The following is a 25,034-nucleotide window of genomic DNA, read 5'->3' as shown; positions in this document are numbered from 1 at the left end:
CGCCACGGGCACCTTTGCATGACGGCGGGCACCAAGGTCTTGCCCTTGAGGCGGCGCTCCGGAGGCGGCGACAGCCCAGCGGACACGCTCGCCGCCCCTCCGACCGGCCACCTGCCGGCTCTACGAGGACGACGATTCCGAGGTCATCACTCGGACCGGAGGTCCCCGTCGTACGGCTGGCGGTCGCACCGGACGTCTCCTGGCTGGCGGCCGTAGGAGAGTTCGGCGCGCTAAGGGTGTGGGACACCCCCGCCGGCCCGCCGGAAGACTTGGCCGGAGGTCACTTGACTCGACAGGCGTCCGCCGTCGCGTACGCCCCGGACGGCATCACGCTCTTCTCGACGGGGCCGAACACCCATACTGCGGGGCTGGGTCTCCGGGGGACCGCGGAGAGGTCCTGCTGCACCAGGCGGATGGCGCGCGCGTGGCCGCGACGCTCGAAGGCACCACCTGGACGAGCGGAACGTCACTGTGCTTCGCCCCCGACGGGTCCTGGCTGGCACGCGCGGATACGAACGGTACGGTGCTGGTGTGGAGCACCGGAACCGGGACCCCTCGCGAAGCGAGGGCGGGCGGTGTCGGGGCCCTGGCCGTGGCGCCGGACGGCCGTCTGTTGGCCACCGCAAAGGATCAGACCGTGGACCCCGCCCTGATCGGCGACGCCGAGACCGTACTGCACCTGACCGGTGGCCCGAAGGGTGACGATGCGGCGACTGCTCGACTGGTGCGGGCCGCGCGGACCGCGCGGGCCGCCGGGACGGTGAAGCACCTGATCCTGGTGTGGGTGTTCGGTGCGGACGCGATGCCGCTCGGGTACTTCCGGGCGAAGGCGGGCGCCGAGCGAGCCGTCATGGAGTCGGGGATCGGCTGGACCGTGCTGCCGGCGGCGCAGGTCAACGAGCTGCTGCTGAAAATGGTCGGGGCGATGCGCCGGATGCCATTGGTGCCGGCGCCGGGCGGACTGCGCGTCCAGCCCGTGGACGCCGCCGAAGCAGCCGCCCAGCTGGCCGAGTTGACCCTCGGAGCTCCAGCCGGACGGGTACCCGACCTGGCCGGTCCGGGCGTGTACACGCTGCCCGAACTGGCCGCCGCGCAGCGTGTCGCCGCCGGTGCCAAGCCGCGGCGCACCCTGCCGGTCCGACTCCCCGGCAAGGTGGGCCGCGCCTACCGGCGGGCGCCAACCTCACCAGCGACGACGCCTGGATCGTCGGCCGTGACCGGGAAGGGTTCCTCGCCTCGTGACCGGTGCATCCAACGACAACAGCGGTACAGCGGATCGCGGAAGAGATCTGCCTGTCACAGCCGTCGCCGACTCGTCGACGAGGCCTTCCGGGCCCTGCCCTTCGATTACTGCTGCACCTTCGGCAACGCGACGAGCGCGGCAGGTCCGCGAGCGCTACGACGTCCCCGTGGGCGCGGACGACTGGGCGTGGACGACCGGGCGCGGGCGGAGGCACGGATCGGCGAGGCGGCTGACCTGTTGGGCCGGGGCGGGTGGGCGGCTACAAGGCGGGGAGTGATCAACAATCTGCTGCAACGCGGTCTCCCCGCGCTTGCCCTCGCCGCCCTTCTCCCTCTCACCGGCCTTGCACGCGGCCGCATCCCGGCCAGGCGTACGCCGCTCGTGCCCCCGCCCGCGCCCCGTCCGCGGGCTGCGGGCGCCGCTGGCTCTGTCCGTTGCCGTCGACTTGATCCCGGTCGGCGATGAGCCACGAGAGGGCTGCAAGCGGGACCTGTACAAGCGCTGGAACCGCGGGCTGACCCCGACGGACCGTTGCGACACCCACAAGGGGGCATCGGGGCCTTTGCGGCCGTGATGAGAATCTGCGGAATTGGCTCTGACCAGAGTTCCGTGAAGCGGCCTGGGGCCGCATGGAGCGACCCCGCTCACGATGCGGGCATTCGGCCACGGCATCATGGAGGCGAAGAGTGATCGAGCGGGCATGCCATGACCAAGTTCATCGTCCATGACGAACCGGTTGGTCGGGCTCAGAGCAACTACATCGCCCAAGCCGGCCTGACGCCGTTCGGTCTGGACGGCCAGGTGGAACAGCTGTGGCTGAAGCCCCTCAACGACGGCACTTTCTCCATCGCCTGCATCCCGTTCCAAACGTACGGACTTGCTCTCGGCGACCCTGTACACCTGTCAGCGAACGACCAGGTCAGCGAGGTCGTGGGGCCGTCTTCCCATCGTGTCCTGCGGATGCTCCTCATGCCCGTCCCAGCCTCGAAGCAGTTGACGGAAACGATAGATCGGATCCGGACCGAAATCGCTGCCGCAGGTCTGTTGAGCGAGTGGAACGGTGACCGCCACGTCGCCGTCGACATTCCGCCCGAGGCGAAGCCCTCGACGTTGTTCGACATCATGCGACGCGAGGTGTCCCAGGGCCGGGCCTTCTGGGAGTGGGCTGACGCCATGCCGTTCTCCACCCAACACTGAGCCGTCGCGCGGGACCTGGAGCACAGCCTCCTCACGACTTCGTGAGGATCCGAGTTCGGAGAAGCGCGAACGTTGCACGGCCGGGTGGAAGGATGTCTTGTGGTCGCATGATCCAGCAGGTGATCTTGCGAAGGCTGGGAATGTCCGCGCGGATCGGTTCGGCATTGCCGGCCCGGAGGGCGGCGAGGTGTTTGCGAACGACCTGGCGACTGCCGCGGTAGCCGCGTTCGCAAATCTCCAGGAAGCGGCGGCTGCCGCTGACCTGGCCTAGGCTTTCGGTGAAGCGGGTGTTCAGGTACGGCTTGAACGGTTCCAGCACTCCGGCCGGCTGGCGTTCGTATGCCGAGGCCAGGGGGCTGGTCTAGGTCGGTGCCGCGGAAGCGTCGAACGGTTTTCCGGTCGGGGATCGGTGTCCGCGGTAGTTGGTGGAGTGGGAGCTGCATCAGGGGCGGTGCCTCCGGGATAGGGCAGGTCACTTCGTCGACGCGTTTGCGCAGGCAGGCAGGCAGGCAGGCAGGCAGGCAGGCAGGCAGGCAGGCAGGCAGGCGTGGTGCCGGTGGCAGGTCTTCTCCACTGCCGCGGCAAGGTTTTGGAGCAGGTGCCAGCGGTCGGCGACTTCCACAGCGTCCGGTGCCGCTTCGTTGATTGCGCGAGTGCAAACCGAGGCCCGGTCACGGCAGATGATCTCGGCGCCGGGATGCTCGCGCAGCCGGGCGGCGAAGGTCTCGGAGGTACGGTCGGGCAGAACATCCACGCTTTGGCCGGCCTCTACGTCGACGAGGATGGTGCCGTAGGTGCGCCCCCTGCGGCAGGCGAACTCGTCGACACCGAGCACTCGCGGGGCACCCTCCGGCACCGGCGAGGAACCAGCAGCTCCAGCAGTCGTGTCCGTCCGGCCGTCAGGTGCATACGGCGGCACAGCCGTTCACCGGCCCGCCCACCCAGCTCGACCGCCGGGGCGGTGCTTGACGACCACCGCCCGGCCGGCGGTCAGGACGTGGGGGTAGTCCTCGCCGAGGCGGTGCAGGACCTTGACCTGGGCGCGGGCAGGCCTGGCGGGACGGAGTATTTTTTGCCGTCGAAGGAGCCCGGGCCCTGCGGGCTGACGGTGCGCTCGACCTCCAGTTCGGTGGGGAAGGGCCGGGTCGGGATCTCCAGCAGAGGTTCGGCCGCCACGAGGTCGGCAACCGTCGCCGACGCGCCCTCGATCCGGCGGCGCCGCTCGTCCGTCCGCAGCGCGAGCTTGTCGACGCCGGACTGAGCCTGTTCGATGCTCAGCCCGTCCGGAACGGTGCGCCACCAGCGTTGAGCCGCCGAGTGTTGGCCTTCTCCACCACGCCCTTGCGGTTGCCGCGGCGGGGCGGGCAGATGTCGACCCCTACGCCGTAGTACTTCGCCACCGCGGCGCGGAACCCGAATACGAGGCAGTGCAATGATCGACCGGACAGCTCCTGGCTCGGGAGGTGGAGTAGAGGAGCGCGGACCTGCTGGACCGCTGCATCACGTGGGACGGACACGGCGGTCTTGACTGCGGCTTCCGGGTCCGGACGGCTCGGCCGGCCATCCGCCCACCACGCGCACTTACCGGCCCTCGGAGGTCCGGGCGGGCTGCTCGCGCAGCATCGCCAGGACCCGCGTCGATCTTCGCGTTGCGGACGGATCAACAGTGATGGGCTTCGCGGCGCCCCGGCCCAGTCCGGGGGCCGGTCCGCCACGGGTGCTACGGTGTGGTATCGGCGCAGACCACGTACGAGGTCAGGGTGAGGGACCCGCCCCCGAGCGGGGCGATGTTCCGTGCGGCCACCTGCCATGAGCGGATGCCGATCGGAATGCTCTGGTAGAGGTCCGTGGGCGCACCGAAGAAGCTCTCTCCGCCCCCCGTGCGCATGTCCCCCGTATCGCAAGCCACTTCTAGGAAGCCGAACTGCTGCGGTTGCACGACGAGGTTCTCGGAGCGCCGGAAGTAGGTGTTCACTGGGCCGGGGGCGCCCGTGGCACCGGTCGCGCCGGTCGCACCCGTGGCGCCGGTCGCTCCCGTCGCACCCGTCGCCCCGGTGGAGCCGGGAGGGCCGGCCGGTCCGCCGGCCCCGGCGGGTCCGGCAGCTCCGGCCGGTCCGGCGGCCCCGGCGGGTCCGGCAGCTCCGGCGGCTCCTGCGGGCCCGGGAGCTCCGGCCGGACCGGGCGGCCCGGGGGGACCGGCGGGCCCCGAGCCGCCGTGACCCCCGGGCTTGTGTCCCTCCGGCCAGGATTCATGGCCCGGTTCGGGTCGTCCGTTCTCCGCGGGGTGGCACTCCTCGGGGGAGCCGCCGAGCCACGGAACCTCCTGGCACGGGTCCGCGTACGCCGACGACGCGCCGGGGGGCGCTGCGGTATCCCCTCCCATCAGTGCGTGGGCGTCGGCTGCTCCAGCGACGCCGAGCGCCAAGGAGGCCGCTGCTCCGGCAAGCGTGTACGTACTCCACCGGCGGGCTCGTGCCCGGCGATACGTCTGCATCGTCCATCCCTGGTGACTCGAGGTCGTGTACGGCTCGGTCGGGTATCCATATCCACTGAGACCGGCTTCCCGACACTGAATGCGATCCGTTCACCAGATTGACGGATCGTCACATGTTCTTATGTCTAGCAACGCCGCGCGCAACAAGAACGCTCGAACGGGTTCTCCAACACGCAAGGATCCCTTACGGTTCGTTCGAACGAACAGGACGGACGAGCGAGCGAGCTTCCTCGATGTGACTTAGGCGTTTCTTCCTCGGAAGGAGAAGGACCTGTGTGTGGTCATCACGGTGAGCAAGAGGACTCCGGCGGCACCTGCGCAGCCGATCGGGAGCATTCCGCGACCGGACGGGGGAGACGGGACGTATTGCGGCTCGGCGCCCTCATGGCGGCGGGCGGGCTCGCCGCGCTCGTCCCGGTGGACACGGCGCGGGCTCAGACCTCGGCCGGCGCTGCCGAGCCGGGGCCCGGAGCCAGGGTCACGACCGCCTACCCCGGACACTCGCCCTTCGGGTTCGACCAGTGGTCTTCGGTCGATTTCGTCGTACCGGCGGGAGTGAACCGGATATCGGTCACCCGTACCTTCGACCACTACGACGGCCTTCCGGGGATCATGTCCGACGTCCTCGACATCGGTCTCTTCGGCCCGTCGGGGTTCCGCGGCTGGTCGGGCGGAGCCCGGGACGCCTTCACGGTCTCGGGAGCGGACGCCACACCGGGCTACGTACCCGGTCCCGTCGAGCCGGGCCGGTGGTCGGTGGCGCTGGGACCCGTCGTGTTCAACCCGGCCGGGATGAACTGGCGCGTCGAGGTCACCCTCGAGTACGGCCCTCCCTTATCCAGCACACCCTTCGCCGTCCTGCCGACGTCCGCGCCGAGCCGCGGGCAGATCCCGGGGTTCCCGGTCCCGCTCCCGTTCTGGTACCGGGGAGACATGCACACCCACACCGTCCACTCCGACGGGGGACGCACCTTGGGCGAGCTCGTGGGCGCGGCTCGCGACAACGGTCTCCACTTCCTCGGTTCCACCGATCACAACACCAGCGCGGCCGGCGTTTCATGGGCCGGCAGCATTCCGTCGGACCTCCTCGTCATCAACGGTGAGGAGGTGACCACCCGCCACGGCCACTGGCTCGCCCTCGGCATGCCCCAGGGGGAGGTGATGGACTGGCACTTCGGCCCCGGGAACACGGGCGTGATGGCCCAGCACGCCAACTACCTGCGCGACCGGGGCGGGCTCGTGGTCGCGGCCCACCCGCTCACTCCGGCCCCGGGATCCTTCTGGGAGTTCGGATTCGGCGACGTCGACGCCATCGAGGTGTGGAACGGTCCGTGGACGCTCGACGACGAGGCGGCCGTCGCCATGTGGGCCGCCATGCTGTTCTTCGGCCAGCGCGTCCCCGCCGTCGCGAACAGCGACACGCACGCTCCCTCGGACGTCGTCGGGCTCCCGCAGACGGTCGTCCGCTCCACCGCCCTGTCCCGTGACGCGATACTGGACGGGGTGCGCCGCGGCCACTCCTACCTGGCGGAGTCCTCGAAGGTCAGCGTCTCGCTGAGCGCGAGCTGCAACGGCCGGCACGCCGGGCCGGGCGACTCGCTCCCGGTGTCGTTCTTCGACGCGGTGGACGTCTCGGTCAGCGTCTACGGCGCCCCGAATTCCTTCCTGACCCTGTACACCGAATGGGGTCTGATGCTGGCGACCTGGATCGGGGGCGACGGCGTCGGCCACCTCAACTGGCGCGGCTGGGGGCTGGGGTCGGTCTTCGCCCGTGTCGAAGTGCGCCGCCCGAAGCCCGGCAGCAGCACGCTCGACCAGATGGTGGCCCTCAGCAACCCCGTGTGGTTCGGTCCTGCACCGACCCCCAAACCCGTCTACCAGGGAGGACAGACCTTCCTGAGCACCGTCCGGTACCCGAACAGCTGGAGCGCGGTGGCCCCGATGCCCGGCATCGGCGGCGCGCCCACGTTCAACGGCCCCCGAGCGTCCATCACCGGCCTGTCCACGGGGTCCGCCCTGACGGTCGGCCTCAGCGGTGACAACGGCCTGTGGATCAACGAACGCCAGACCAACGGCCAGTGGCAGTCCTGGCAGCAGTTGGCCGGCCCCGGCGCGCAGGGCCGGCCGATACTCGACCTCGGCGAGGCCGCGGAAGCCGCGTTCCGGCGGGCCCTGCGGGCCGCCCGGGGGGCGTCCGCACCGGCGGCGCGCATCGTGTCCTCCGGCGCGACGGCAGGGATCACGGCTGCCGGACCGGCGGGAGCGGCCGCGGGCATCGTCCAGGCAGGCGCGGCCTTCCGCGACGCGGCCATCGCGGGCATGCCCGACGGATCGGCCCAGATCGTCGCCGTCTCCCTCGACGGCACGCTCTACCACCAGGTTCGGCAGGTCGGCGGACGCATGACAGGGTTCACCCCGGTTCCCGGCGCCGCAGGCGGCAAGACCTGGACGGCGGTGAAGGTGGCCATCGCCGCCATGCCCGACGGGAGCGTCCAGGTCCTGAGCTACGGCTCCAGCGGCAACATGTACCTCAACATCCGCAAGCCCAACGGCTCCTGGGGCACTTGGAATCCGGTCCCCGGCGCCCGCGGCGCCGCGACCTTCGCCGGACCGGCCCTCGACATCGCGGGGTTGCCGGACGGCAGTTCCCAGCTCCTGGCGATCGGCATGGACGGGATGGTCTACCACCAGGTCCGACATCCTGACGGGCACTTCGACGGGTTCGCGACCCCGCGGGGGGTCACGACCCCGACGATGTCCGCCAGTGCCATCGCCATCGCGGGCATGCCTGACGGAACGGCACAGGTCCTCGCAGTCGGCGCGGACGGAAACGTCTGGCACGACATCCGCTTCCCGGCGTCCTGGCAGGGCTTCAGACCGCTGAGCGGTCCGCAAGGGGCCGACCGCCTGCGCGGCGGACAGCTCAGCATCGCCGGCATGCGCGACGGGACCTCTCAGGTCCTCGTCATCGCCCCGAGCTGAGCATCTCCCGATCCGGCCGACGGGGCCGCTGGAGCGGGAGCCGAGACGCCGGGCCGGTCGATCCTGGATCAGATGCCCATGTTGGCGAGAGCCAGGCCGATGCTCTGCAGGGTCGCGGCCACGGCGGGATGGCCGATCTCGAACCTCTCCGCCGCGAGCCTCACGCTGTCCGTCAGGTGTTCGTCGCCGGAAGCGGTATCGGGCACGCTCGGATCTTCGAGGCGCCGTATGAGTTCCCGCAGGTGTGCGTGCTCCTCGACCTGGACCGAGGGGTGCCCTCCCAGCTCCCGAAGGATGCGCAACTGCTCTTCCAGTTCACGTGCCGGCACTGCGGATCGTCCTCCTTGTGGATGGGGCCACCGGCACGGCACCGCGCACCGGCACCTCTCCAAGGGGGTTGGGAGGGGTGCCGGTGCGGGGGCGCGCTTCCTTCTGGAGCGAGCACCCCCGCCGTGACCTGAGGGCCACGTTCAGCGCGCGTTTCCGCCCAGGACCTGAGAGCGGCGTCCGACCAGGGCATTGATGTAGCCCTCGTAGTCGACGGCCTTCAGACGGAAGCGCTCCAGGGTCGAGGCGTGCGTGGTGATCATGAAGCGCTCCGTGCGCAGCGCCTCGACGACGGTGTCGGCCACGTCCTCGACCGTGATGGCGTTGTGCAGCAGGTAGGGCGCCTGCTCGGCCATGGGGGTGTGCACCCCTTCGGGGCACAGGACCGATACGCCGATGCCACGGTCGCGGTAGGTGAAGGCGAGCCACTCCGAGAACCCGACCGATGCGTGCTTGGTCGTCGCGTAGCCGACGCTCTCCAGCTCGGTCAGCAGGCCGGCCGCGGACGCGGTGTTGAGCAGGTACCCCTCCCCCCGCTCGAGCATGTGGGGCAGGACGTGACGGGCGGCCCGTATCTGGCCGTTGAGGTTCACGTCGATGATCCGCTCCCAGGTGCTGTCGTCCGCCAGCGCGTCCATCCGCGTCGCGATCCCGGCGTTCGAGCAGAACAGGTCGATGTGGCCCTCGTGGGTGAGTACATCGTCGACCAGCGCCGCGATGTCGCTCTCGCGCGAGACGTCGGCCGCGACGAACCGGGCGCCTATCTCCTTCGCCCTGTCCGCGCCGGCGCTCGTGGCCAGGTCGGACATGACCACCCGCGCGCCTTCGGTGACGAAGCGCGCGGCGAGGCCAAGACCTATGCCGCTCGCGGCACCGGTGACGACGACGTTCTTGTTCTTGAGTTGCATGGCTCGCTTTTCTCGAGGGCCCGGGGCGGGCGCGGTCAGATGGTCGGGCAGCCATCATCCGAACCGTCGGCGGGGCGCACATCCACCGATCGTCCTGTCCGATCGGTTAGCCACAGCAGCAGCGCGAGGGCGGGCAGTACTGCGGCGCTGCCGGCGACGGCTGTCCAGCCGCCGAAGTGGAAGGCCAGGGCCCCGACCTGGGAGCCCACCGCCCCGCCGATGAAGAACGTCCCGATGTAGATGCTGTTCAGGCGGGCGCGCGCGGTGCGGTCGAGCTGGTAGATGGCGTGCTGGCCCACGATGAGCGTGCTCTGTACGGCCAGGTCGAGCAGGACGGCGGCGACGACCAGCACAACGATGTCGTGCCGCCCGATCACGGCCAGGCCCATCGCGCAGATGCACAGGAGGAAACCGGCCGCGGTCACCGTGCGTCCGTGTCCCCGGTCGGCCCAGCGGCCGGCCAGCGGGGCCACCAGCGCGCCCGCGGCGCCCACCAGGGCGAAGAGGCCGATGCCGAGCTGGGAGTAATGGAACGGGGCGTCGCTGAGGACGTAGGAGACGGTCGTCCAGAAGGCGCTGAACGCACCGAACATGGCGGCCTGGTAGAGGGCGCGGCGGCGCAGCACGGCGTGGGTGCGGACCAGGGAGGCGGTGGAGCGCAGCAGAGCGCCGTAGCTTCCCTTCGCGGTGGGCGTGCGCTGGGGCAGCGTGAGGCGCAGGGTCAGGGCGAGTATGCCCATCAGCGCGGCCGACACCAGGTAGACCATGCGCCAGCCGGCGACCTCGGCGAGCATGCTGCCGAGGGTGCGGGAGAGCAGGATGCCGGCCAGGAGTCCGCTCATGACGCGGCCGACGACCTGTCCGCGGGTGTGGTCGGGCGCGAGGTCCGCGGCGAAGGGGACCAGGATCTGGGCGACGACGGAGGTCGCCCCCGCGATCATGGCCGCGACCAGGAGCAGCGGGAAGCTCGGCGCGAGCCCGGCGGCGGCCATGGCCACGGTGACGATGACCAGCAGGACGGATACCAGGCGGCGGTTCTCCAGCCGGTCGCCCAGCGGTACCAGCAGCAGCATGCCCGCGGCGTAGCCGATCTGGGTCACGGTGACGAGGGTGCCTATGGTGCCTTCGCCCAGGTGGAAGGTGTGCTGGAGCATCTCCAGCAGCGGCTGGGCGTAGTAGAGGTTCGCGACGGTCAGGCCGCAGGAGGCCGCGAGGAGGATCACCAGCCAGCCGGGCGGGCCACTGACAGTGCGGCGCGGGGTGGGGGCGGTCGTCGGGGTGGGGCTGGCCCCCTGGATCTGGAGCGTGGACACGGGCACCTCCGAGGTGATGAATCCATCTTCCATATAGAAGAAAATTTCTATATGGAAAGGAGTGTATATGATGGATCCATGGACTTCCAGGGCGACCTCCCCGTCACCGTCGACACCGGCGCACTGTCACGCACCGTGCAGCACGCCTTCGCGGTGCGCATCGAAGCCGTCGTCCAGCCGATGGGCTTCACCCTCAGTCAGTGGACGGTGATGCGGGAGCTGAGGCGGACGCCCGGAGCGTCCGCCTCCGAGCTCGCCCGGACCGCGGGTCACACCCCGCAGGCCTGCGGGGCGATCCTCAAGCAGCTCCAGGCCGACGGCATCGTGGAACGGGCTGCAGGCCGGGGCCGGATCGTGGAGAACCGCCTCACCGCCCACGGCACGGCAGTGACGGACGAGACGGTCACCAGGGCAGACGCTGCACTGCGGCCCGCCCTGGAGCACTTCGGGCGTGAGGACCTCGACACCTATCTCAACCTCGCCGCCAGACTCCTCGAAGCGCTGAACCAGGCGACGCCCGTCCGCTGACGCCGTGCCTGTGGGGAGGAGCGAGTGGATTCGGCTCCCGGGTGGCCGGCACCGGCGACCTCCGCCCGGGTGAATCCATCGGCACCTGCACCGAGTGGAGCGGCCGCCTCGCCGGAGCCACCCGCATCCTCACGTCCTGACCGCCACCGGCCGGACGGCCGCGCAGCACGCGAGGCCGACGAGGAGCATCGCCACCGGGAAGGCGAGCGCGGCCTGGGTGGCACTGGTCGGAGTGCTTCCGAGTTGAGCCTGGAGGAGTACGCCGGTGACCGCGCTGCCGAAGGCTCCGCCGAGCTGTCGGGTGGTGTTGAAGACCCCCGAAGCCGCGCCGATCAGGGCAGGCTCCAGGCCACGGGTGGCGATGCCGGCCAGCGGGGCGGAGACCAGCCCGATCCCGATGCCGGTGACGAGCAGCGGGGGCATCAGCGTCCACGGGCCGATGCCCGGGTGCAGCAGCCAGGTCAGGGAACCGACTCCGGCGATCAAGAGCACGAAGCCGAGGGCCGCGAGCAGCTGTGGGCTGGTGGTGTCGGACCGCTTGCCGGCGAGGCGCGCGCACAGCGAGGACAGGGCGAACATGGGCACGGTGACGGCGCCCGCGGCCAGCGGGCTGTAGTCGAGGTCGCTCTGCAGGTAGATCATCAAGGGCAGGAACATGCCGATCATGGCGGCTCCCATGGCTCCGCCGGCCGTGGCGGCGGCGGAGAAGGCCCGGTTGCGGAAGAGGTGCAGCGGCAGGAGCGGCTCGCGGGTGTTGCGGTGCTGCCACCACACGAACACCGTCAGGCACACGGCGCCGAAAGCCAGCACTGAGGGGGTCGTGACGGGTCCGGCGACGGTGCCCCAGTGGTAGGCCTCCCCGCTCTGTACGCCGAAGACCAGCGCGGTCAGTCCCAGGCCGCTGAGCGCGATGCCCCACAGGTCAAGCCGGTGGTCCTTGGACGGTCGCCAGTCGGGCAGCAGGCGGTACGCGGCGATCCACCCGGCGATGCCGATGGGCAGGTTGATCAGGAAGATGCCCCGCCAGCCGGTCCAGGCCACGAGCAGTCCGCCGATCACCGGCCCGGCGGCCATGGCCGCGCCCCCGACCGCGCCGAACACACCGAGCGCCCGGCCCCGCCGCTCGGCAGGGAACAGGTGCACGATGAGCGACATGATCTGCGGCGCGATCAGCGCCGCGGCCAGGCCCTGGACGGCCCGGGTGGCGATCAGCGTCGGCGCGTCCGGAGCGAGAGCGCAGGCCAGTGAGGCAAGGGTGAATCCGGCCAGGCCTGCCAGGAAGAGCCGCTTGGGGCCGTAGCGGTCACCGAGCCGGCCCGCGAGGATCAGGGGTACGGCGTAGCAGAGGGCGTAGGCGCTGTTGACCCAGACGGCATCGTTGAGCGAGGCCCCGAGGGACCCGCGGAGGTCGGGGAGGGCCACGTTCACGACGGTGGCGTCCAGGCAGATCATGAAGAAGCTGACGCACAGCGCGTACAGCGCCGCCTGGGGGCTCGCGGTCGGGCCGGGAGGGGAGGGGTTACGGAGCAGGCGTCGCATTGTCGGTCGTGTCCTTGGCATGCCCGCCCCGGCCGCACGTGGCAGCGCGGAGAATCGGAGCGGGGAACGGAAGCCCTCCAGGGGCAATGACGCTCAAGCACGCTTCGATCAGCACGGCAGGACTCCCGGGGACGCGACGAAACACCAGGGCAACTGGATCTGGAACCATCCTCGGCGGGCAGCCGCCCCAGGGCATCCGCTGACCGGCTGACCGGCCGGGGGAGCGGCAGCGGATGCCCCGCCGACGGCAGCCCGTCCTCCGACGGGTTTGCGGGCGTTGAGCACCCAGTTCCCCCGGTCAGTGGGCGGTCAGTCGGCGGCTCCGGGAGGACCTCGGCCGGTGGGGGCGCCTGGCTCAGAGCACGCGCTCGTCGCGGAACGCGGGGACAGCGGCGACGGCCGCGAGCAGGGTGGCGACGCCGAAGACGGTGAACGCCACGGTGAAGCCCACGGGCAGCAGGGACCGGAACGCCAGGTGCCCAGGCCGAATCCGACGAAGAGGCAGAACGCGTTGAGGCCCAGGGCCTGGCCGCGCCGGCCGTGGTCGCCGGGCAGGTCGGTGACGATGCCGCCCAGGAGCGGTTGCGTCATGTCGTGGCATGACGATGAAGTCTCCGGTGGTGTCCACGACGGCGGTGGCCGCGGTCAGCGCCGTGAACGCGGCCGCGCGTGTCCGCGAGTGGCCGACTCTCCCGTGGCCCTGCGCGCCCCCCGATCGGCGGATCATCCGTGCCTGCCCGCATCGATAACCTCGGTGAGGTTTGACCGGTTTGGATCGATAAATATCCGCAAGGGGTAGGTCATGGTCGAATATGCAGAGGGGCTGTCCGCGACTCCCGCCCCCGAGGGCGGCGCAGGGCATGGGCGCATGCACCGGATCGCAGCCGCCAGTCTCTTCGGCACCGCCATCGAGTTCTATGACTTCTACGTCTACGGCATGGCGGCCGCCCTCGTTTTCACCCACGTGTTCTTCCCGGACCTCTCGACGACGAGCGCACTGCTCGCCTCGTTCTCGACGTTCGGCGTGGCGTTTGTGGCCCGCCCCCTCGGATCGATGGTGTTCGGCCACTTCGGCGACCGCCTCGGGCGGAAGTCGGTCCTGGTCGTCTCTCTGCTGCTGATGGGCCTGTCGACCGCGTTCGTCGGCCTCCTGCCGGGCTACTCGCAGTGGGGATTCGCCGCACCCGTCGTCCTCGTACTCCTCCGGTTCGTCCAGGGCCTCGGACTTGGCGGCGAGTTCGGCGGGGCCGCGCTGCTGGCGGTCGAACACGCGCCTCGCGGGCACCGCGGCAAGTACGGCTCGGCTGCACAGCTAGGCGCCCCACTGGGCCTGTTGGTCGCCACCGCAGTGTTCTGGGCCATGTCCTGCGCCTTGCCCAACGGTGCGTTCATCGCGTGGGGCTGGCGGATTCCGTTCCTGCTGTCCTTCGCCTTCACCGCCGTCGGCCTCGTGGTGCGGCTGAAGGTGGCCGAGACGCCGGTCTTCCGCGCGATGGCACAGGCGCAGGTGCTCAGCCGGGTCCCGGTCAAGGAGGTGCTGCGCAGGAACCCGCGGGAGCTCCTACTGGGCGCCGGAGCGATGGTCGTGGTCTTCTGCACCTTCTACACCGGCTCCGCCTTCTGCCTCTCCTACGCCACGGGTGCGTTGAAGATCGCGCGTGGCGACATGCTCACGATCTCCCTCCTGGGCTGCCTGACTTTCGCCGCGGGAATCTGGCTGTCCGCGACGGGATCCGACCGCATCGGGCGCAAGCGGATGATGCTGCTCGGAGCGGCCGTGTCCGTACCCTGCGCCCTGGTGGTGTTCCCGCTGATGGACACCCGGCAGATCGTCCTGATCGCGCTCGCGCTGGGCGCACTGAACTTCTGCACGGGCCTGACCTACGGGCCAATCGGTGCCTACCTGCCGGAACTCTTCGGCGCACGGATCAGGTACACCGGGGCGAGCCTCGCCTACAACCTTGGCGGTGTGCTCGGGGCGGCGGCGGCCCCACTGATCGCGACCCACCTGCAGGCCTCGTTCGGCTCGTTCTCCGTGGGGCTCTACATGGGCGCGGCGGGCGTCGTGTCCCTGGCCTGCCTCTGCTTCCTCCCGGAGACCAGCCGGCGCGGCCTCGGCCACCAGCCGCAGAGCCCGGCCCGCCAGGCCCCGGCCCGTGAGAGCGCAGGCGCCGCCGTCTGAACCCCGCCCTGCTGACATGCGGCCGCGGTGCCCGGCAGCACGTGCCGGGCACCGCGGAGCCGTAGCGGTGTCAGCGGCTCCCGCACACCACCATCGCGGAACCACCCCGCGGTGCTTCGGCTCGGCGATCACCGTGACCCGGCCGTCCGACCGCTCGATCGTCAAGGTGTAGGAGGCGACGCCGCCCCAGTGGTCCGCCGTGACCAGGCGGGCGGTGGAGCGACCTTCGTACGGCTTCTCGCCGCCCTTGCCGCGGGTGCAGGCCGAGCCCGGCACGCGCGGGTCTTCCGGTGCCGGCGGGCTGGTCAGCGCGGCGTCGGGACGGATCAGGCAGGCCCGATCCTTGGCAAAGCCCTGGGACAGCAGCTCCTGGGCGGGAACGTCCGAGGAGGCAGGTCGCCCACCCGGCGGTTGCGGTCGTCGAAGGCGATTCGGCCGGCCTCGAGGTAGCGGTGGAGCCCCTGGGCCTCGTCGGCCTCCGACGGGTTGAAGTTCCCAGGATGTCCAGGAAGTTGCCGTCGGCATCCACGGCCCGCCACAAGCACTTCTGCACGCCGTTGATCTTGTTGAAGGCTTCGTTCAGGTGTCATGTGTCGCTGGGCTGTGGGTGCCGTCGGCCTAGCGCGTTCGCGTGGGTGGCCGAACGTCACCGCCCGTACAAACGTGCCCGAACCCCTGACTTTTCAGGTATGGCATCGCAACCCGTGCCCCCTCTAGATTGCTGCCGACACCCTGCCCCATCCACCGTGCACAGTAATCAAAGAAATGAGGTTGCAATGGAAACGCGACACACCGTACCCTCCACGGCAGCAGAATTTGAGATATTCCTTCGGGGTGCCATGGAGGTCGTCAAGAGCAACGGCGACCCGGAAAGCCTCCTGGAGCATCTCAGGTTGGCGTGCGGCGATCATTATTACCGGGAACCCACCGACGTAGAGTTCCCGAATTTCGCCGCCGGTGTTTATCATAGCCTGATGCAGTTCCGCGCGAACGGCGGACACTATTCGTCGCGGCTCCTGCGGCAGGCGGCCCTGGGGCCGGATTCCCTCCTCCAGGCGAGCGGCGTCGCATCTGAGTGGTTCCGTCTCGCCCGGATGGTGCTGTTCGAGGACTGTGAGGCCCTGGGTGCCCCCGGCGCCCCCGGCGGGGAGAGCCACCTGGCCCGCGTGTCGACCCCGACGTCCGAGCAGTTCGTCCGTGCCACGCCCGCTGAGATCGCTGATATCCGTCGGAACGAAGTACGACTCAGGCGGAAGCAGATGGAGCAGGCCGCCCCGAAGCAGGCCGCCCCGAAGTACCCCGGCTGGAGCAGGGAACTGGATGGCAAGGCCAGGGAGGTACTCGATGCTGTGGGCGTGAGCTGCAAGGACATCATCGTGATGCCGGACGCCGCAGCATCCAAGAATGTCGCAATTGCCATTATGCTCGATGCGACCGCCGAGAACATCCAGAAGGCAATCAAGGAGATGTACTTCCCGAAGTATGCGGCCGAGCGCGGCGCGCACATCGATTTCGACGGGTGGTGCGATCGCGTGACCCCCGGTGTCATCGTGCTGGCCGCGAGCTGTCTGGACAGCGAGGATGGAATCGGCATTCTGCTGCACGAGGCCGGGCACATCGTCTCCAAGAACAAGACCGAATGCGGCGCGGTTTTTACACTGGAGCTCCAATATATCAAGCAACTGTTGGGTGCCAATTTCGCAAGGAGCTGGTTCACCACCAATCGCAATGCGAGTTACCTGAGGGATTATCCGTTCAAGTTCACGCCAGGCTGTGCAGAGTTTGCTGAATCGCTCAGAGAGATCCACGACGAGACTTACTTCTACAGGGAGTTCAAGGCCGACTACGAGCGGGTGACGAAGAAGATACTTCCGCTCACTCCTCAGATCCGAAAGGAGCTAGGCATCCCTGAGGGTCAGGACAGGTACCCCAATCCAGGTGACAGGATCAAGGGAAATCTTCAGCTCCTCAAGGCGTACGCCACGACCGTACTGAAGGCCAAGGACGGAGCACTCAAGCCTGCGGGACCGAAGAAGATCGGCATGGAGGTGCTCCTGGGAGACGTTCGCTGGCGCGTGGTGCAAATGCCGGAGATCGGGGTGTATGTTCTGGAATGCATGGAACTACCCGAAAAGTGATTCTTCATGCGTTCTGTTAAGCAGCGGGTGGGGTGAGCGGCTGGGGTTGGCAGGTCCGCCCGTAGTGGAGAAGTGCCCGCAGGACGTTGACGCGGCGGCGTGCCAGGGCGAGGGCCGCTTGGATGTGACGCTTGCCCTCAGCGCGCTTGCATTCGTAAGACCGGCGCGAGCCTCACAGTGCCGGATGCTGAAACAACGCGGAGATGCAGAAGACTCGCTGGAGTCGGCGGTCTCCCGGAGTCCGACGGCGATGTTGTGGTGTCCGGCGTCCCCGCAGGGTGTCGATGACGGGGTTGCGCAGGGTGGCTGGTCCGTGTCCGGTACAGATGTTCGGAGGAGTCGGAGGAGGGGGTCCGTCAAGTCCGGGCCTCCTGTCCGGTGGCCGGGGCCGGGCGGGCCGGTCGTCCGCCGGCCACCAGGCATGCCGCCACGGCTACGGCGGCGCCGATGTACAAGAACGTCGGGTACCCGAGGACGTCCACCGCCTGTCCCCCGACGGCGCCCGCCAGGGAGAGGCCCACGAACAGCGCGCTGTTGTTCCAGGACAGCATGCCGGTCGCCCGCTCGGGGAACATGTCCACCAGATGGCGCTGCTGGGCGGGGAAGAACGCGTAGGCGGCCAGAGCGAAGAGTCCCAGCGCGCAGGCCAGGGCCCAGGTGGCCGGATAGACCAGGGCCACCGCCGCCTCCAGTACGGCCGTCAGGGCCAGAGCCGCCCTCGTGACGCGTACGGCGCCGGCCCGGTCGGCGACCCGCCCGCCGACCTGCCCTCCGATGACGGCCCCGACCCCGTAGACGACGAGCAGCCACGTCACGTCGCCCTTCCTGCCGTCGGAGTGCAGGGCGATGGCCAGGAAGGTGTAGAGGCTATAGACGGAGAAGGCCCACAGGGTGGTGACGGCTACTCCGAACACCGCGACGCCGGTACCGCTGCGCCCGCCCTTCGCCGCCTCCTGCGGCGTGCCGCTTACGGAAGCCGGTCCGCCCCGCCAGACGAACGCGTTGGGCAGGGCCAGCAGGAACGTTCCCGCCGCGAGGATGACGAAGGTGGCCTGCCAGCCCACGTGCTGGCTGAGCAGCGCCCCCGCCGGGGCACCCACCCACAGGGCGGTCAGCAGTCCCGAGCCCACGATGGCCAGCACCTGGGCCCGCGCCTGGGGCCGTGCACGGGTGCTGACCAGCGAGTACACGGTGGGGCCGGTGGCCGCGGCCGCGACTCCGGCCACCACGCGGGTCACCAGCAGCAGGCCGAAGTCCGTGGCCAGGGCCGTGGCGATGTTGGCCACCGAGAACAGCAGCAGGGCCCACACCAGGATCGTGGCGCGGTCCTTCCGGTCCGAGAGCCAGCCGGCGAAGGGCGAAGCCACCACGTAGGCGATGGAGAACACCGTGATCATCAGCCCGGTGCCGGCCTCCGGCACATCGAGCGACGTCGCGATGGCGGGAAGCAGCGGAGCCACCACGAAGAGGTCTGTACCCACCAGGAACTGCGTCAGCCAGGCCAAAACGACAAGCTTGGGCGCGAGGCCGGCTGCCGGGGCCGGGGTGTCACCCGTCGAGTCCATGCAGCCACGCTAAGCACGAAGCCCCGACGCCACCACCCGAAACCCGCACGGACCGCCCCGCCGAAGGGCTCGCGCACGCTCCCCTTGACGATCACCCACTGGCGCCCGGGTTTCCGGCGTCCCGCAGATCAAGGTGGCGCCACGCGGTGGGGGAGGCGGCGCTGGGCTTGGTCGCGTACGCCCGCCGGCCCTGCCGGTGTCGTTCACCCCAAACGGATGGCGGGCCGGCCGGATCCCGGGCGGTCGTCACCCGTACGGAAAACGCTTGGACGGCGCGGACGGCGTCGCGGGAGACTGCGATCTCCGTAAGCAAGTGACTACGTAGGGTGGCCATAAAAGCGTCTCTGGTACGAGGGGGTCCGCCAGGCAGAGGGCCGGTGGTCCTCGCACTCCGCTACTACGGGCGGGAGTTGGCGCGGCTGCGGTGGCTGACCGCGCCCGCCATGCTGATGCCCGCCCTCGGCAACATCGGCATCAACTACATCGCCCCGCTGGTCGTCGCGAAGCTGGTCGGGCGCATCGCGGGCGGCGCCGGGCTCGGCCTCGGCGCCTGCCTCCCGTACGTCCTGGGCTTCGCCGGTGTCCTGCTGCTCTCGGAAGCGGCGTGGCGCCTCGGCCTGCACTGCCTGAACCGGCTCGACGCCCTCGGCATCGAGCGGCTGTACATCGTCGGCATGGACGAGCTGTTCGCGAAGGACGCCGCGTTCTTCCCCGACAACTTCGCCGGGTCGCTGACCAAGCGGGTGCTGAGCTTCGCCTCCCGCTTCGAGGAGTTCGTCGACGCGCTGACCTTCTCGGTCGTGGGCCGGTTCGTACCGCTGCTGTTCGGGTCGGTGGTGCTCTGGCACTACGAACCGCTGCTCGTCGTGGAGCTCCTGGCGATGATCGTGGTGACAGGGGTGTGCGTACTGCCCCTCATCCGGCGCCGCCAGGCGCTCGTCGCCCGGCGCGAGGAGGCGATCGCCCGGGTGTCGGGGCACGTCTCCGACAGCCTGATGAACATGGACACGGTCCGCGCGTTCGCCGCGGAGGAACGCGAGGCGGCCGAGCACCGGTCCCGGGTCGCGCAGTCGCGCGCGCTCACGCTGCGGTCGTGGGACTACGGCAACCTGCGCATCGACACCCTGGTCGCACCGATGTCCGTCGTGACCAACGCGCTGGGCCTGCTGATCGCCGTCACGGTCGCCGGGAGCACCGGCGGGGGAGTGGGCGGAAGCGGGCACGGGGTGGAGGCGGTCGTGGTCGCCTTCACGTACTTCTCCAACGCCACCCGGATCATGTTCGAGTTCAACTGGATCGGACGGTCCCAAGAGGATATCGCAGGCTTCCGTGAAGACTGGGTGAACGGCACCCGCTCCAGCGAGGTCAAGGGCTACGACGGCCCTCCGATTCCTGCCCTCAAACTCCCCCAATGTGCTTGAAGCGCAAGGGAAGAACGCGTTGAACTGCCTTGATGTCATGCGAGCTACGAGTTGCGCCGTGGCGCAGCTCGCGCTCCGCTTCTTTGCGATGGATGGTGAGTGGTGGGCCTATGGGGCAGGTATCTGATCTTGAAATCGTGTCCCGTGTAGGTGAGGGTGTGGTCAGGTCTAGTCGGACGGATGCTGACCTTTTGCTGACTTTGCTGACGAGTAGTTAGATGAGCTGACGGCGACGAGGGGCGCGCCTCCTGGAAGGTGCTCGTCAGGCGGGGGCTTCCAGCCCTGATCCCCCTAAGAACTCCTAACGAAATGATCTTTGACGTGGTTGGATCACTCCGGAACTGGGGAGCCGGGGGTGTGGAATGGCGCGGCCGAAGCCATGGGCTGTCGATGCCGAGTTGTGGGCGGTGATCGAACCCCTTCTGCCTAAGGTAGAGCGCCGGTCGCGGTACCCCGGACGCAAGCGGCATCCGGACCAGTTGGTGTTCCAGGGCATCCTGTTCGTGCTGCACACCGGAATCTCCTGGGAACACCTGCCGCAGGAGCTTGGCTTCGGCTCGGGGATGACCTGTTGGCGCCGTCTGGCCGAGTGGACTGAGGCCGGGGTGTGGCCCCGGCTTCACCAGGTCCTCCTCTCCAAGCTCCGCAGTGCGAACGCCCTGGACTTCTCCCTGGCAGCGGTCGACGGATCCCATATCCGGGCGCTAAAAGGGGGCCCAAGACGGGACGAAGCCCCGTGGACCGGGGCAGAACCGGCAGCAAGCACCACCTTGAGGTTCCCCCGTTGTTCGGGAGTTGCTGATTAGCTGGTCAGGAGGGGTTGACGGGTGTTCAGGTTCGCTGGTTCGGCCGTCGCCTGGTTGGCGTAGTGCTTCTCTTCGTACTCGATCGGGCTGAGGAAGCCGAGCCGTTCCTGGATGCGACGGGAGTTGTAGAAGCCATCGATGTACTCGAAGAGCGCGAGGTTCGCCTCAGCCCGGGTGGTGAAGGTCCGGCCACGGAGGCCCTCGGTTTTGATGAGCATCCAGAGGTTCTCCGCGAGAGCGTTATCGTATGAGTCGCCGATCGAGCCCATGGACGCTTCAACTCCAGCTCTCATTAGCCGGGTTGTGAGCTTGATGGACGTGTATTGACAGCCGTGGTCCGCGTGATGAATCAGCTGGCCGGGCTCGACCTCGCGGGACGCGAGGGCGTACTCCAGGGTGGTCAGCACCAGGTCGGCGTCCGCGCGGGCGGAAGTCTCCCAGGCGACCACCCGGCGGGAGAAGGCGTCGCGGATCGCCGAGAGCCACAGAGGCCCCTCACCGGTGGAGATCATGGTGAGGTCGGTGACCCACAACCGGTTCGGAGCCGGTGCGGTGAAGTCCCTGTTGACCAGGTCCGGGGCCAGGGTGGCCTTCGGGTCCCGGCGCGTGAAGCCCTTGCGCCGTGGGCTGACCCCCGCGATGTCGGCCTCGCGCATCAGGCGCTCGACCCGCTTGCGGCCCACGTGGACACCCTCACGCTTGAGGACGGCGTGTACCCGCGGCGAGCCGTAGTTGCCGCCGGAATCCGCGTGGATCTCTTTGATCCGCTCGGTCAGCTCGACGTCACGGCGCCTTCGCTCGCACGGCTCGGCCTCTGCACGGCGCCAGCGGTAGTAGGTGGAGGAGGGGATGTGCAGTTCCCGAAGTACGCACTCGACTCCCAGGCACGGGTGCTCGTCAACGAGCGCCGTCACCTGGGCCGGGTCGGGTCGAGTTGCGCCGCGAAAAACGCCGAGGCCGTCCTCAGTACGTCGTTGGCCCGCTTGAGCTGGACATTCTCCTTGCGCAGGGCCGCGAGCTCGGCGCGTTCGTCGGTGGTGAGCCGGTCATCGCGTTCGCCGGCATCCGCCTCCGCCTGGCGGATCCACCCGCGCAGGGCCTCGGGATGCACGCCGAAGTCGACAGCCAGCTTCTTGATCTGGGGCTTCGGCTCCGCGGTGCGATACATCCGTACCGCACGCTCACGCAACTCGAGCGAGTATTTCCGGGGTGCAGCCATGGCCACTGGTCCTCTCATGAGTCCCATCTGACCCGATGTCAACACTCTCCGCATCCCGGGGGAACCTCAATCGTCGCTCCGGGTGGCGGCAACCTGCGCAAGAAGATGGCCCGCGGGCGTATTCCGGCGGATGAGGCTGCCCACGCTGAGCGCCTTCGATCAGCCTGGTATGTCGCCTGGTCCCAGCACCGGTCGGGATTGGCGGGAGACACCACGGAGCTGGTCAACGCGAGCTACGAGGTCTTGGACACCGTTTTCGCCTGCCGCGAGCAGGCCGAAGAGCAAGCGCCCGACGGTGCACCCTTCGGGCGCCGCATGAACCAGCTGATGACGCGGCTCCTGACACCAGACCTATTCGGTGCCGGGCTTCCATTTCCGGTCAACGGGCGGCATCTGCGGGGCTTGGCCTACCAGCTCTGTGACGACTGCGACTTTTACTTCTCCGACGTGTTCGACCCCTCTGAGGAAGAGGTGTCGTGACAAGCGCCGGCGACCGTCTCGTGGCGACCACGCGCCTCAGGGACCGGGCCCGTCGACAGGAGCAGTATGAGGCTCATTATCACGAGGCCCGAGTGCTGCTGCTGATCGACCGCTTCACCGGAGCGAAAAAGGGCCTGGACGGCCTGACCAAACTTGCCAAGCTCGACTTCCTGCTGCGCTACCCGGCCATGCTGGAGCGCCTCCTGGCCGAGGAGGGAATTCCGTGGCCCGACGGAGCCCAACCCACCTCCGCTGAAAGGCTCTCCGTCGAAAGCCGCATGACCCGCTACAAGTACGGGCCCTGGGACCACCGCTACTACACCGTCCTGGGATCCCTGGCTGCCCGCGACCTGATCACCTACAGCGGGGGTGACCGGGCCGAGTTCCGCATCACAGCATCCGGCGCGGTCGCCGCGGCGATGCTGGCAGAAACGGACGAGTGGTCCGTGGTGGCGAAACGCATCACTCTCCTCAAGAAGCACTTCAACAAGTCAGGTACGACGCTGAAGACCCTCATCTACGACCGTCTGCCGGACGCGGTCGACAGGCCTTGGCGGACGGAGATCTGAAATGGCAGTCCACCTTCGCTTCCGCTCCCTCACCGTCACCACCGCCGACGCCGAGAAGACCTACCGCTTCGACGGGCCGGCCACTGTCGTCAGCGGTCCCAGTGGCACCGGCAAGTCCAGCCTCCTGATGCTGCTCAAGCATGTGGTGGGTGGCAAAGCCGTACTGACCCCGGCCGTCCGCGATCACGTCATCTCTGCCCGTGCCGAGGTCTTCATCGGCGAGCAGCACGTGATCCTCAAGAGGACCGTGAACGACGCCCGCTCCGGACAGGTCGATGTCCTGGACCCACAGACCCTGGCCACTCGCAACACCTACGCCGTACAAGCGGACGGCGACCTGCCGCCCTTGTCGGACTACCTTCTTGCAGCCCTCGGCTTCCCCCGCGAGACGATCCCCTCCAGCCGGGACGGCAAAGCAACAACGCGGGACCTCACCTTCACCGACCTCTTCGCCTACGTGTACCGGGAAGCCCGCAACATCGACCGCGAAGTCGTGGGACACCTTGACACCTGGTTCAGGAGCAAACGCACCGCCCTCTTCAAGCTGATGTTCGCGCTCACCGACAGCACCGTGCTGGAACTCAGCCGGAAGCTGGGCGAACTCAAGGAGGAGCTCCGCAAGAAGACGGACGAGTACGAGAACGTCAAGAACTTCCTCGGTGCGACTGATCCTCGAACCGAGGACCAACTGCGGGCTGAGCTCACCAGTCTGCGGGACATGCTGGAGCGAGCAGATGCAGCGTTGGCATCCCTGCGCCACGAACTGGAGGAGAACACCGCAGCCGACGCCGTCCTTCGCCGAGACTTGCGTGCGGCATTGGACGGCGCCCGCGACGCCGAGCAGGACGTCCTTGCGGCACAAGAGCTCGTGGAGGCCCGTGCTGCGGTTGTCGCCCAGGTCGAGCTCGACCTCTCCCGACTCGACCGCTCCACCACTGCCATTGAGAAGCTGTCACCGTTCGACTTCGTTGTCTGCCCACGTTGCATGCAGCGCCTCAGCGCCCGCCCCGTTCCCGAAGACCACTGCGTGGTCTGTCTGCAGGACGACCCACACGATCAAGACGTCGATCCCGCCGCCATCGCGCAGACCCGAAGTACCCTTGACCTTCAGCTCCAGGACGCCCGAGCCGTACTCGAAGCCGACAGCGGTGTCCTGGAAGCCGCACAACAACGAGCCCAGCAAACCGACTTCCTCGCCCATAGCCTGCGCCGTCAACTCGACGCGCAGACCCGCGACCTCGTGGCGCCCCGCTTCGACGCCATTGCAGACGCCAGTGGCCGCGCGGCCTCACTCAGGGCAGCCATCGACTCCGTCACCCAGTTACGAGACTCCTGGACGAGGGCACACGCGATCGCACGAGATGTCCGAGCTATCAAGGAGCAGCGAAGCCTCACAACCGCTGAATGGAAGGCCCGCACAGCCGAACTCGCTGTGCGGCAAACCCTAGTGAGCGACCTTGGCCGAGATTTCAACACGATGATCTCTCAGCTGCGCCCTGCGCCGTGGATCCAGTCTGCGACCATCGACGCGTCGTCCTATTTGCCGGTAGTGGACAACGTCTCGTTCGAAAGTCTTCAGGCCGACGGCGGGGGCATCGTGACCTGCATCAACGTCGCGTACAGCCTCTCCCTGCTTGAGTTCGGCATCACGCACCCAGACGTCCGAGTGCCGTCGCTGCTGATCATCGACTCGCCTCGAAAGGCATCCGGGAGCAACCTGGACGACCAGGCGCGCGGGCATCGGACCTACCAGCGCTTTCAAACAGTCGCCGAGGTCCACGACTCACAGGTCCAGCTGATCATCGCTGACAACGACTCGGCGCCCACGCCAGGCGCAGCCTTCGGCAAGATCGAACTTGACTACGACAATCCTCTTGTCCCAGGCGTAGCCCACCCCGGACCCGAGCACACCCACCGCGCCGAGGATGAGTCCTGATCAGGCTGTTCGGACTGCGTTTCGGCCATCCGGGGCATTTGCCGGTTCCCTAGACATGCGGGCAGTCCCGTCATGGACATTCCGCCGTCGCCCCGCCCGTCTGGCTGGGGTGATTCTCTCACCGAGACGCTCGAACTGGCGGGTGCGCGATGTGTGCTGACCCGGGGATTCACCTTCGCCGGCGCGT

Annotated in this window: 21 protein-coding genes and 3 pseudogenes; 12 read left to right on the top strand and 12 right to left on the bottom strand. The window is 68.7% G+C overall.

The genetic code is table 11. From position 1 onward, the window contains the following. Nucleotides 1–238 precede the first annotated feature (238 nt). The 3 genes and pseudogenes from OG435_RS50430 to OG435_RS33680 form a co-directional block, all read left to right on the top strand. A pseudogene (locus OG435_RS50430) lies at nt 239–499 on the top strand (hypothetical protein); the annotation flags it as partial. A gap of 138 nt (nt 500–637) precedes the next feature. Further along, nucleotides 638–1,708 carry an SDR family oxidoreductase gene (locus OG435_RS33685; RefSeq protein ID WP_266882682.1) on the top strand — a complete coding sequence of 357 codons (1,071 nt, stop codon included), beginning with the start codon at nt 638–640 and terminating at the stop codon, nt 1,706–1,708. Between the two features lie 240 nt (nt 1,709–1,948). After that, nucleotides 1,949–2,440 (top strand): DUF4265 domain-containing protein, encoded by a 492-nt coding sequence (locus tag OG435_RS33680; RefSeq protein WP_266882680.1) that lies wholly within the window; start codon nt 1,949–1,951, stop codon nt 2,438–2,440. 31 nt (nt 2,441–2,471) lie between these two features. Here OG435_RS33680 and OG435_RS33675 read toward each other — a convergent pair whose 3' ends face one another. The 5 genes from OG435_RS33675 to OG435_RS33655 all read right to left on the bottom strand — a co-directional run bounded on the left by OG435_RS33675 (nt 2,472) and on the right by OG435_RS33655 (nt 4,328). Beyond that, nucleotides 2,472–2,759, bottom strand: a complete 288-nt coding sequence (locus tag OG435_RS33675; protein ID WP_266882678.1) for a hypothetical protein — start codon at nt 2,757–2,759, stop codon at nt 2,472–2,474. Nucleotides 2,760–2,912: 153 nt separating this feature from the next. Continuing rightward, nucleotides 2,913–3,275, bottom strand: coding sequence for a transposase (locus OG435_RS33670; protein WP_266882676.1), 363 nt, complete (start codon nt 3,273–3,275; stop codon nt 2,913–2,915). Nucleotides 3,276–3,430: 155 nt separating this feature from the next. Further along, nucleotides 3,431–3,616: a hypothetical protein gene (locus OG435_RS33665; protein ID WP_266882674.1), complete on the bottom strand. Its 186-nt coding sequence runs from the start codon at nt 3,614–3,616 to the stop codon at nt 3,431–3,433. 98 nt (nt 3,617–3,714) lie between these two features. Then, nucleotides 3,715–3,873: a hypothetical protein gene (locus tag OG435_RS33660; RefSeq protein WP_266882672.1), complete on the bottom strand. Its 159-nt coding sequence runs from the start codon at nt 3,871–3,873 to the stop codon at nt 3,715–3,717. A gap of 287 nt (nt 3,874–4,160) precedes the next feature. Next, the gene (locus tag OG435_RS33655; RefSeq protein WP_266882670.1) at nt 4,161–4,328 is read right to left on the bottom strand and encodes a hypothetical protein; all 168 of its coding nucleotides are present in this window, start codon (nt 4,326–4,328) and stop codon (nt 4,161–4,163) included. Nucleotides 4,329–5,300: 972 nt separating this feature from the next. Between OG435_RS33655 and OG435_RS33650 the strand changes: the two genes are divergently transcribed. Continuing rightward, the gene (locus tag OG435_RS33650) at nt 5,301–7,916 is read left to right on the top strand and encodes a CehA/McbA family metallohydrolase (protein WP_266882668.1); all 2,616 of its coding nucleotides are present in this window, start codon (nt 5,301–5,303) and stop codon (nt 7,914–7,916) included. 68 nt (nt 7,917–7,984) lie between these two features. Here the strand turns inward: OG435_RS33650 and OG435_RS33645 are convergent, their stop codons facing one another. From OG435_RS33645 to OG435_RS33635, 3 genes are all read right to left on the bottom strand, one after another. Further along, nucleotides 7,985–8,245 (bottom strand): DUF4404 family protein, encoded by a 261-nt coding sequence (locus OG435_RS33645; protein WP_266882666.1) that lies wholly within the window; start codon nt 8,243–8,245, stop codon nt 7,985–7,987. A 141-nt stretch (nt 8,246–8,386) separates the two neighbouring features. Then, a complete protein-coding gene (locus OG435_RS33640; RefSeq protein ID WP_266882664.1) occupies nt 8,387–9,151 on the bottom strand; it encodes an SDR family oxidoreductase in 765 nt (254 codons plus the stop codon). A 35-nt stretch (nt 9,152–9,186) separates the two neighbouring features. After that, a complete protein-coding gene (locus OG435_RS33635; RefSeq protein ID WP_266882662.1) occupies nt 9,187–10,497 on the bottom strand; it encodes an MFS transporter in 1,311 nt (436 codons plus the stop codon). 45 nt (nt 10,498–10,542) lie between these two features. Here OG435_RS33635 and OG435_RS33630 point away from each other — a divergent pair, with 45 nt between their 5' ends. Next, nucleotides 10,543–10,992 carry a MarR family winged helix-turn-helix transcriptional regulator gene (locus OG435_RS33630; RefSeq protein WP_266882660.1) on the top strand — a complete coding sequence of 150 codons (450 nt, stop codon included), beginning with the start codon at nt 10,543–10,545 and terminating at the stop codon, nt 10,990–10,992. Nucleotides 10,993–11,121: 129 nt separating this feature from the next. Here the strand turns inward: OG435_RS33630 and OG435_RS33625 are convergent, their stop codons facing one another. Then, nucleotides 11,122–12,531 (bottom strand): DHA2 family efflux MFS transporter permease subunit, encoded by a 1,410-nt coding sequence (locus OG435_RS33625; protein ID WP_266882658.1) that lies wholly within the window; start codon nt 12,529–12,531, stop codon nt 11,122–11,124. A gap of 802 nt (nt 12,532–13,333) precedes the next feature. On the opposite strand from OG435_RS33625, the gene OG435_RS33620 reads away from it, so the two are divergent. After that, a complete protein-coding gene (locus OG435_RS33620) occupies nt 13,334–14,713 on the top strand; it encodes an MFS transporter (protein ID WP_266882656.1) in 1,380 nt (459 codons plus the stop codon). A gap of 839 nt (nt 14,714–15,552) precedes the next feature. Then, entirely contained in the window at nt 15,553–16,851 is a 1,299-nt protein-coding gene (locus OG435_RS33610) for a hypothetical protein (RefSeq protein ID WP_266882654.1), read from the top strand. Between the two features lie 356 nt (nt 16,852–17,207). Here OG435_RS33610 and OG435_RS33600 read toward each other — a convergent pair whose 3' ends face one another. After that, entirely contained in the window at nt 17,208–18,416 is a 1,209-nt protein-coding gene (locus tag OG435_RS33600) for an MFS transporter (protein WP_266882652.1), read from the bottom strand. 377 nt (nt 18,417–18,793) lie between these two features. On the opposite strand from OG435_RS33600, the pseudogene OG435_RS33595 reads away from it, so the two are divergent. Beyond that, nucleotides 18,794–19,729 (top strand): annotated as a pseudogene (locus OG435_RS33595) (ABC transporter transmembrane domain-containing protein); the annotation flags it as partial. A gap of 470 nt (nt 19,730–20,199) precedes the next feature. Beyond that, a pseudogene (locus OG435_RS33590) lies at nt 20,200–20,609 on the top strand (transposase); the annotation flags it as partial. Nucleotides 20,610–20,639: 30 nt separating this feature from the next. On the opposite strand, the gene OG435_RS33585 reads toward OG435_RS33590, so the two are convergent. Together OG435_RS33585 and OG435_RS33580 are read right to left on the bottom strand one after the other, a co-directional pair. Then, nucleotides 20,640–21,557, bottom strand: coding sequence for an IS3 family transposase (locus tag OG435_RS33585; protein WP_266874687.1), 918 nt, complete (start codon nt 21,555–21,557; stop codon nt 20,640–20,642). Beyond that, nucleotides 21,554–21,862 (bottom strand): transposase, encoded by a 309-nt coding sequence (locus OG435_RS33580; protein WP_266874686.1) that lies wholly within the window; start codon nt 21,860–21,862, stop codon nt 21,554–21,556. Before OG435_RS33580 ends, OG435_RS33585 begins: the two co-directional genes overlap by 4 nt. Nucleotides 21,863–22,060: 198 nt before the next feature. On the opposite strand from OG435_RS33580, the gene OG435_RS33575 reads away from it, so the two are divergent. Genes OG435_RS33575 through OG435_RS33565 form a run of 3 tightly spaced genes read left to right on the top strand, consistent with a single transcriptional unit; the run spans nt 22,061 to nt 24,847 of the window. Next, nucleotides 22,061–22,342: a hypothetical protein gene (locus OG435_RS33575; RefSeq protein WP_266882650.1), complete on the top strand. Its 282-nt coding sequence runs from the start codon at nt 22,061–22,063 to the stop codon at nt 22,340–22,342. Continuing rightward, nucleotides 22,339–22,911, top strand: a complete 573-nt coding sequence (locus OG435_RS33570) for a hypothetical protein (protein WP_266882648.1) — start codon at nt 22,339–22,341, stop codon at nt 22,909–22,911. The genes OG435_RS33575 and OG435_RS33570 overlap by 4 nt, the downstream gene beginning before the upstream one ends. 1 nt (nt 22,912) lies before the next feature. Then, complete coding sequence (locus OG435_RS33565) at nt 22,913–24,847, top strand: hypothetical protein (RefSeq protein ID WP_266882646.1); 1,935 nt, start codon at nt 22,913–22,915, stop codon at nt 24,845–24,847. The last annotated feature ends 187 nt before the right edge of the window (nt 24,848–25,034 follow it).

Origin of the sequence: Streptomyces sp. NBC_01264, from assembly GCF_026340675.1 — a bacterium.
Classification (GTDB): domain Bacteria; phylum Actinomycetota; class Actinomycetes; order Streptomycetales; family Streptomycetaceae; genus Streptomyces.
Note: the sequence above shows the minus strand (reverse complement) of the source record. Positions and strands in the feature narration are given on the sequence as shown.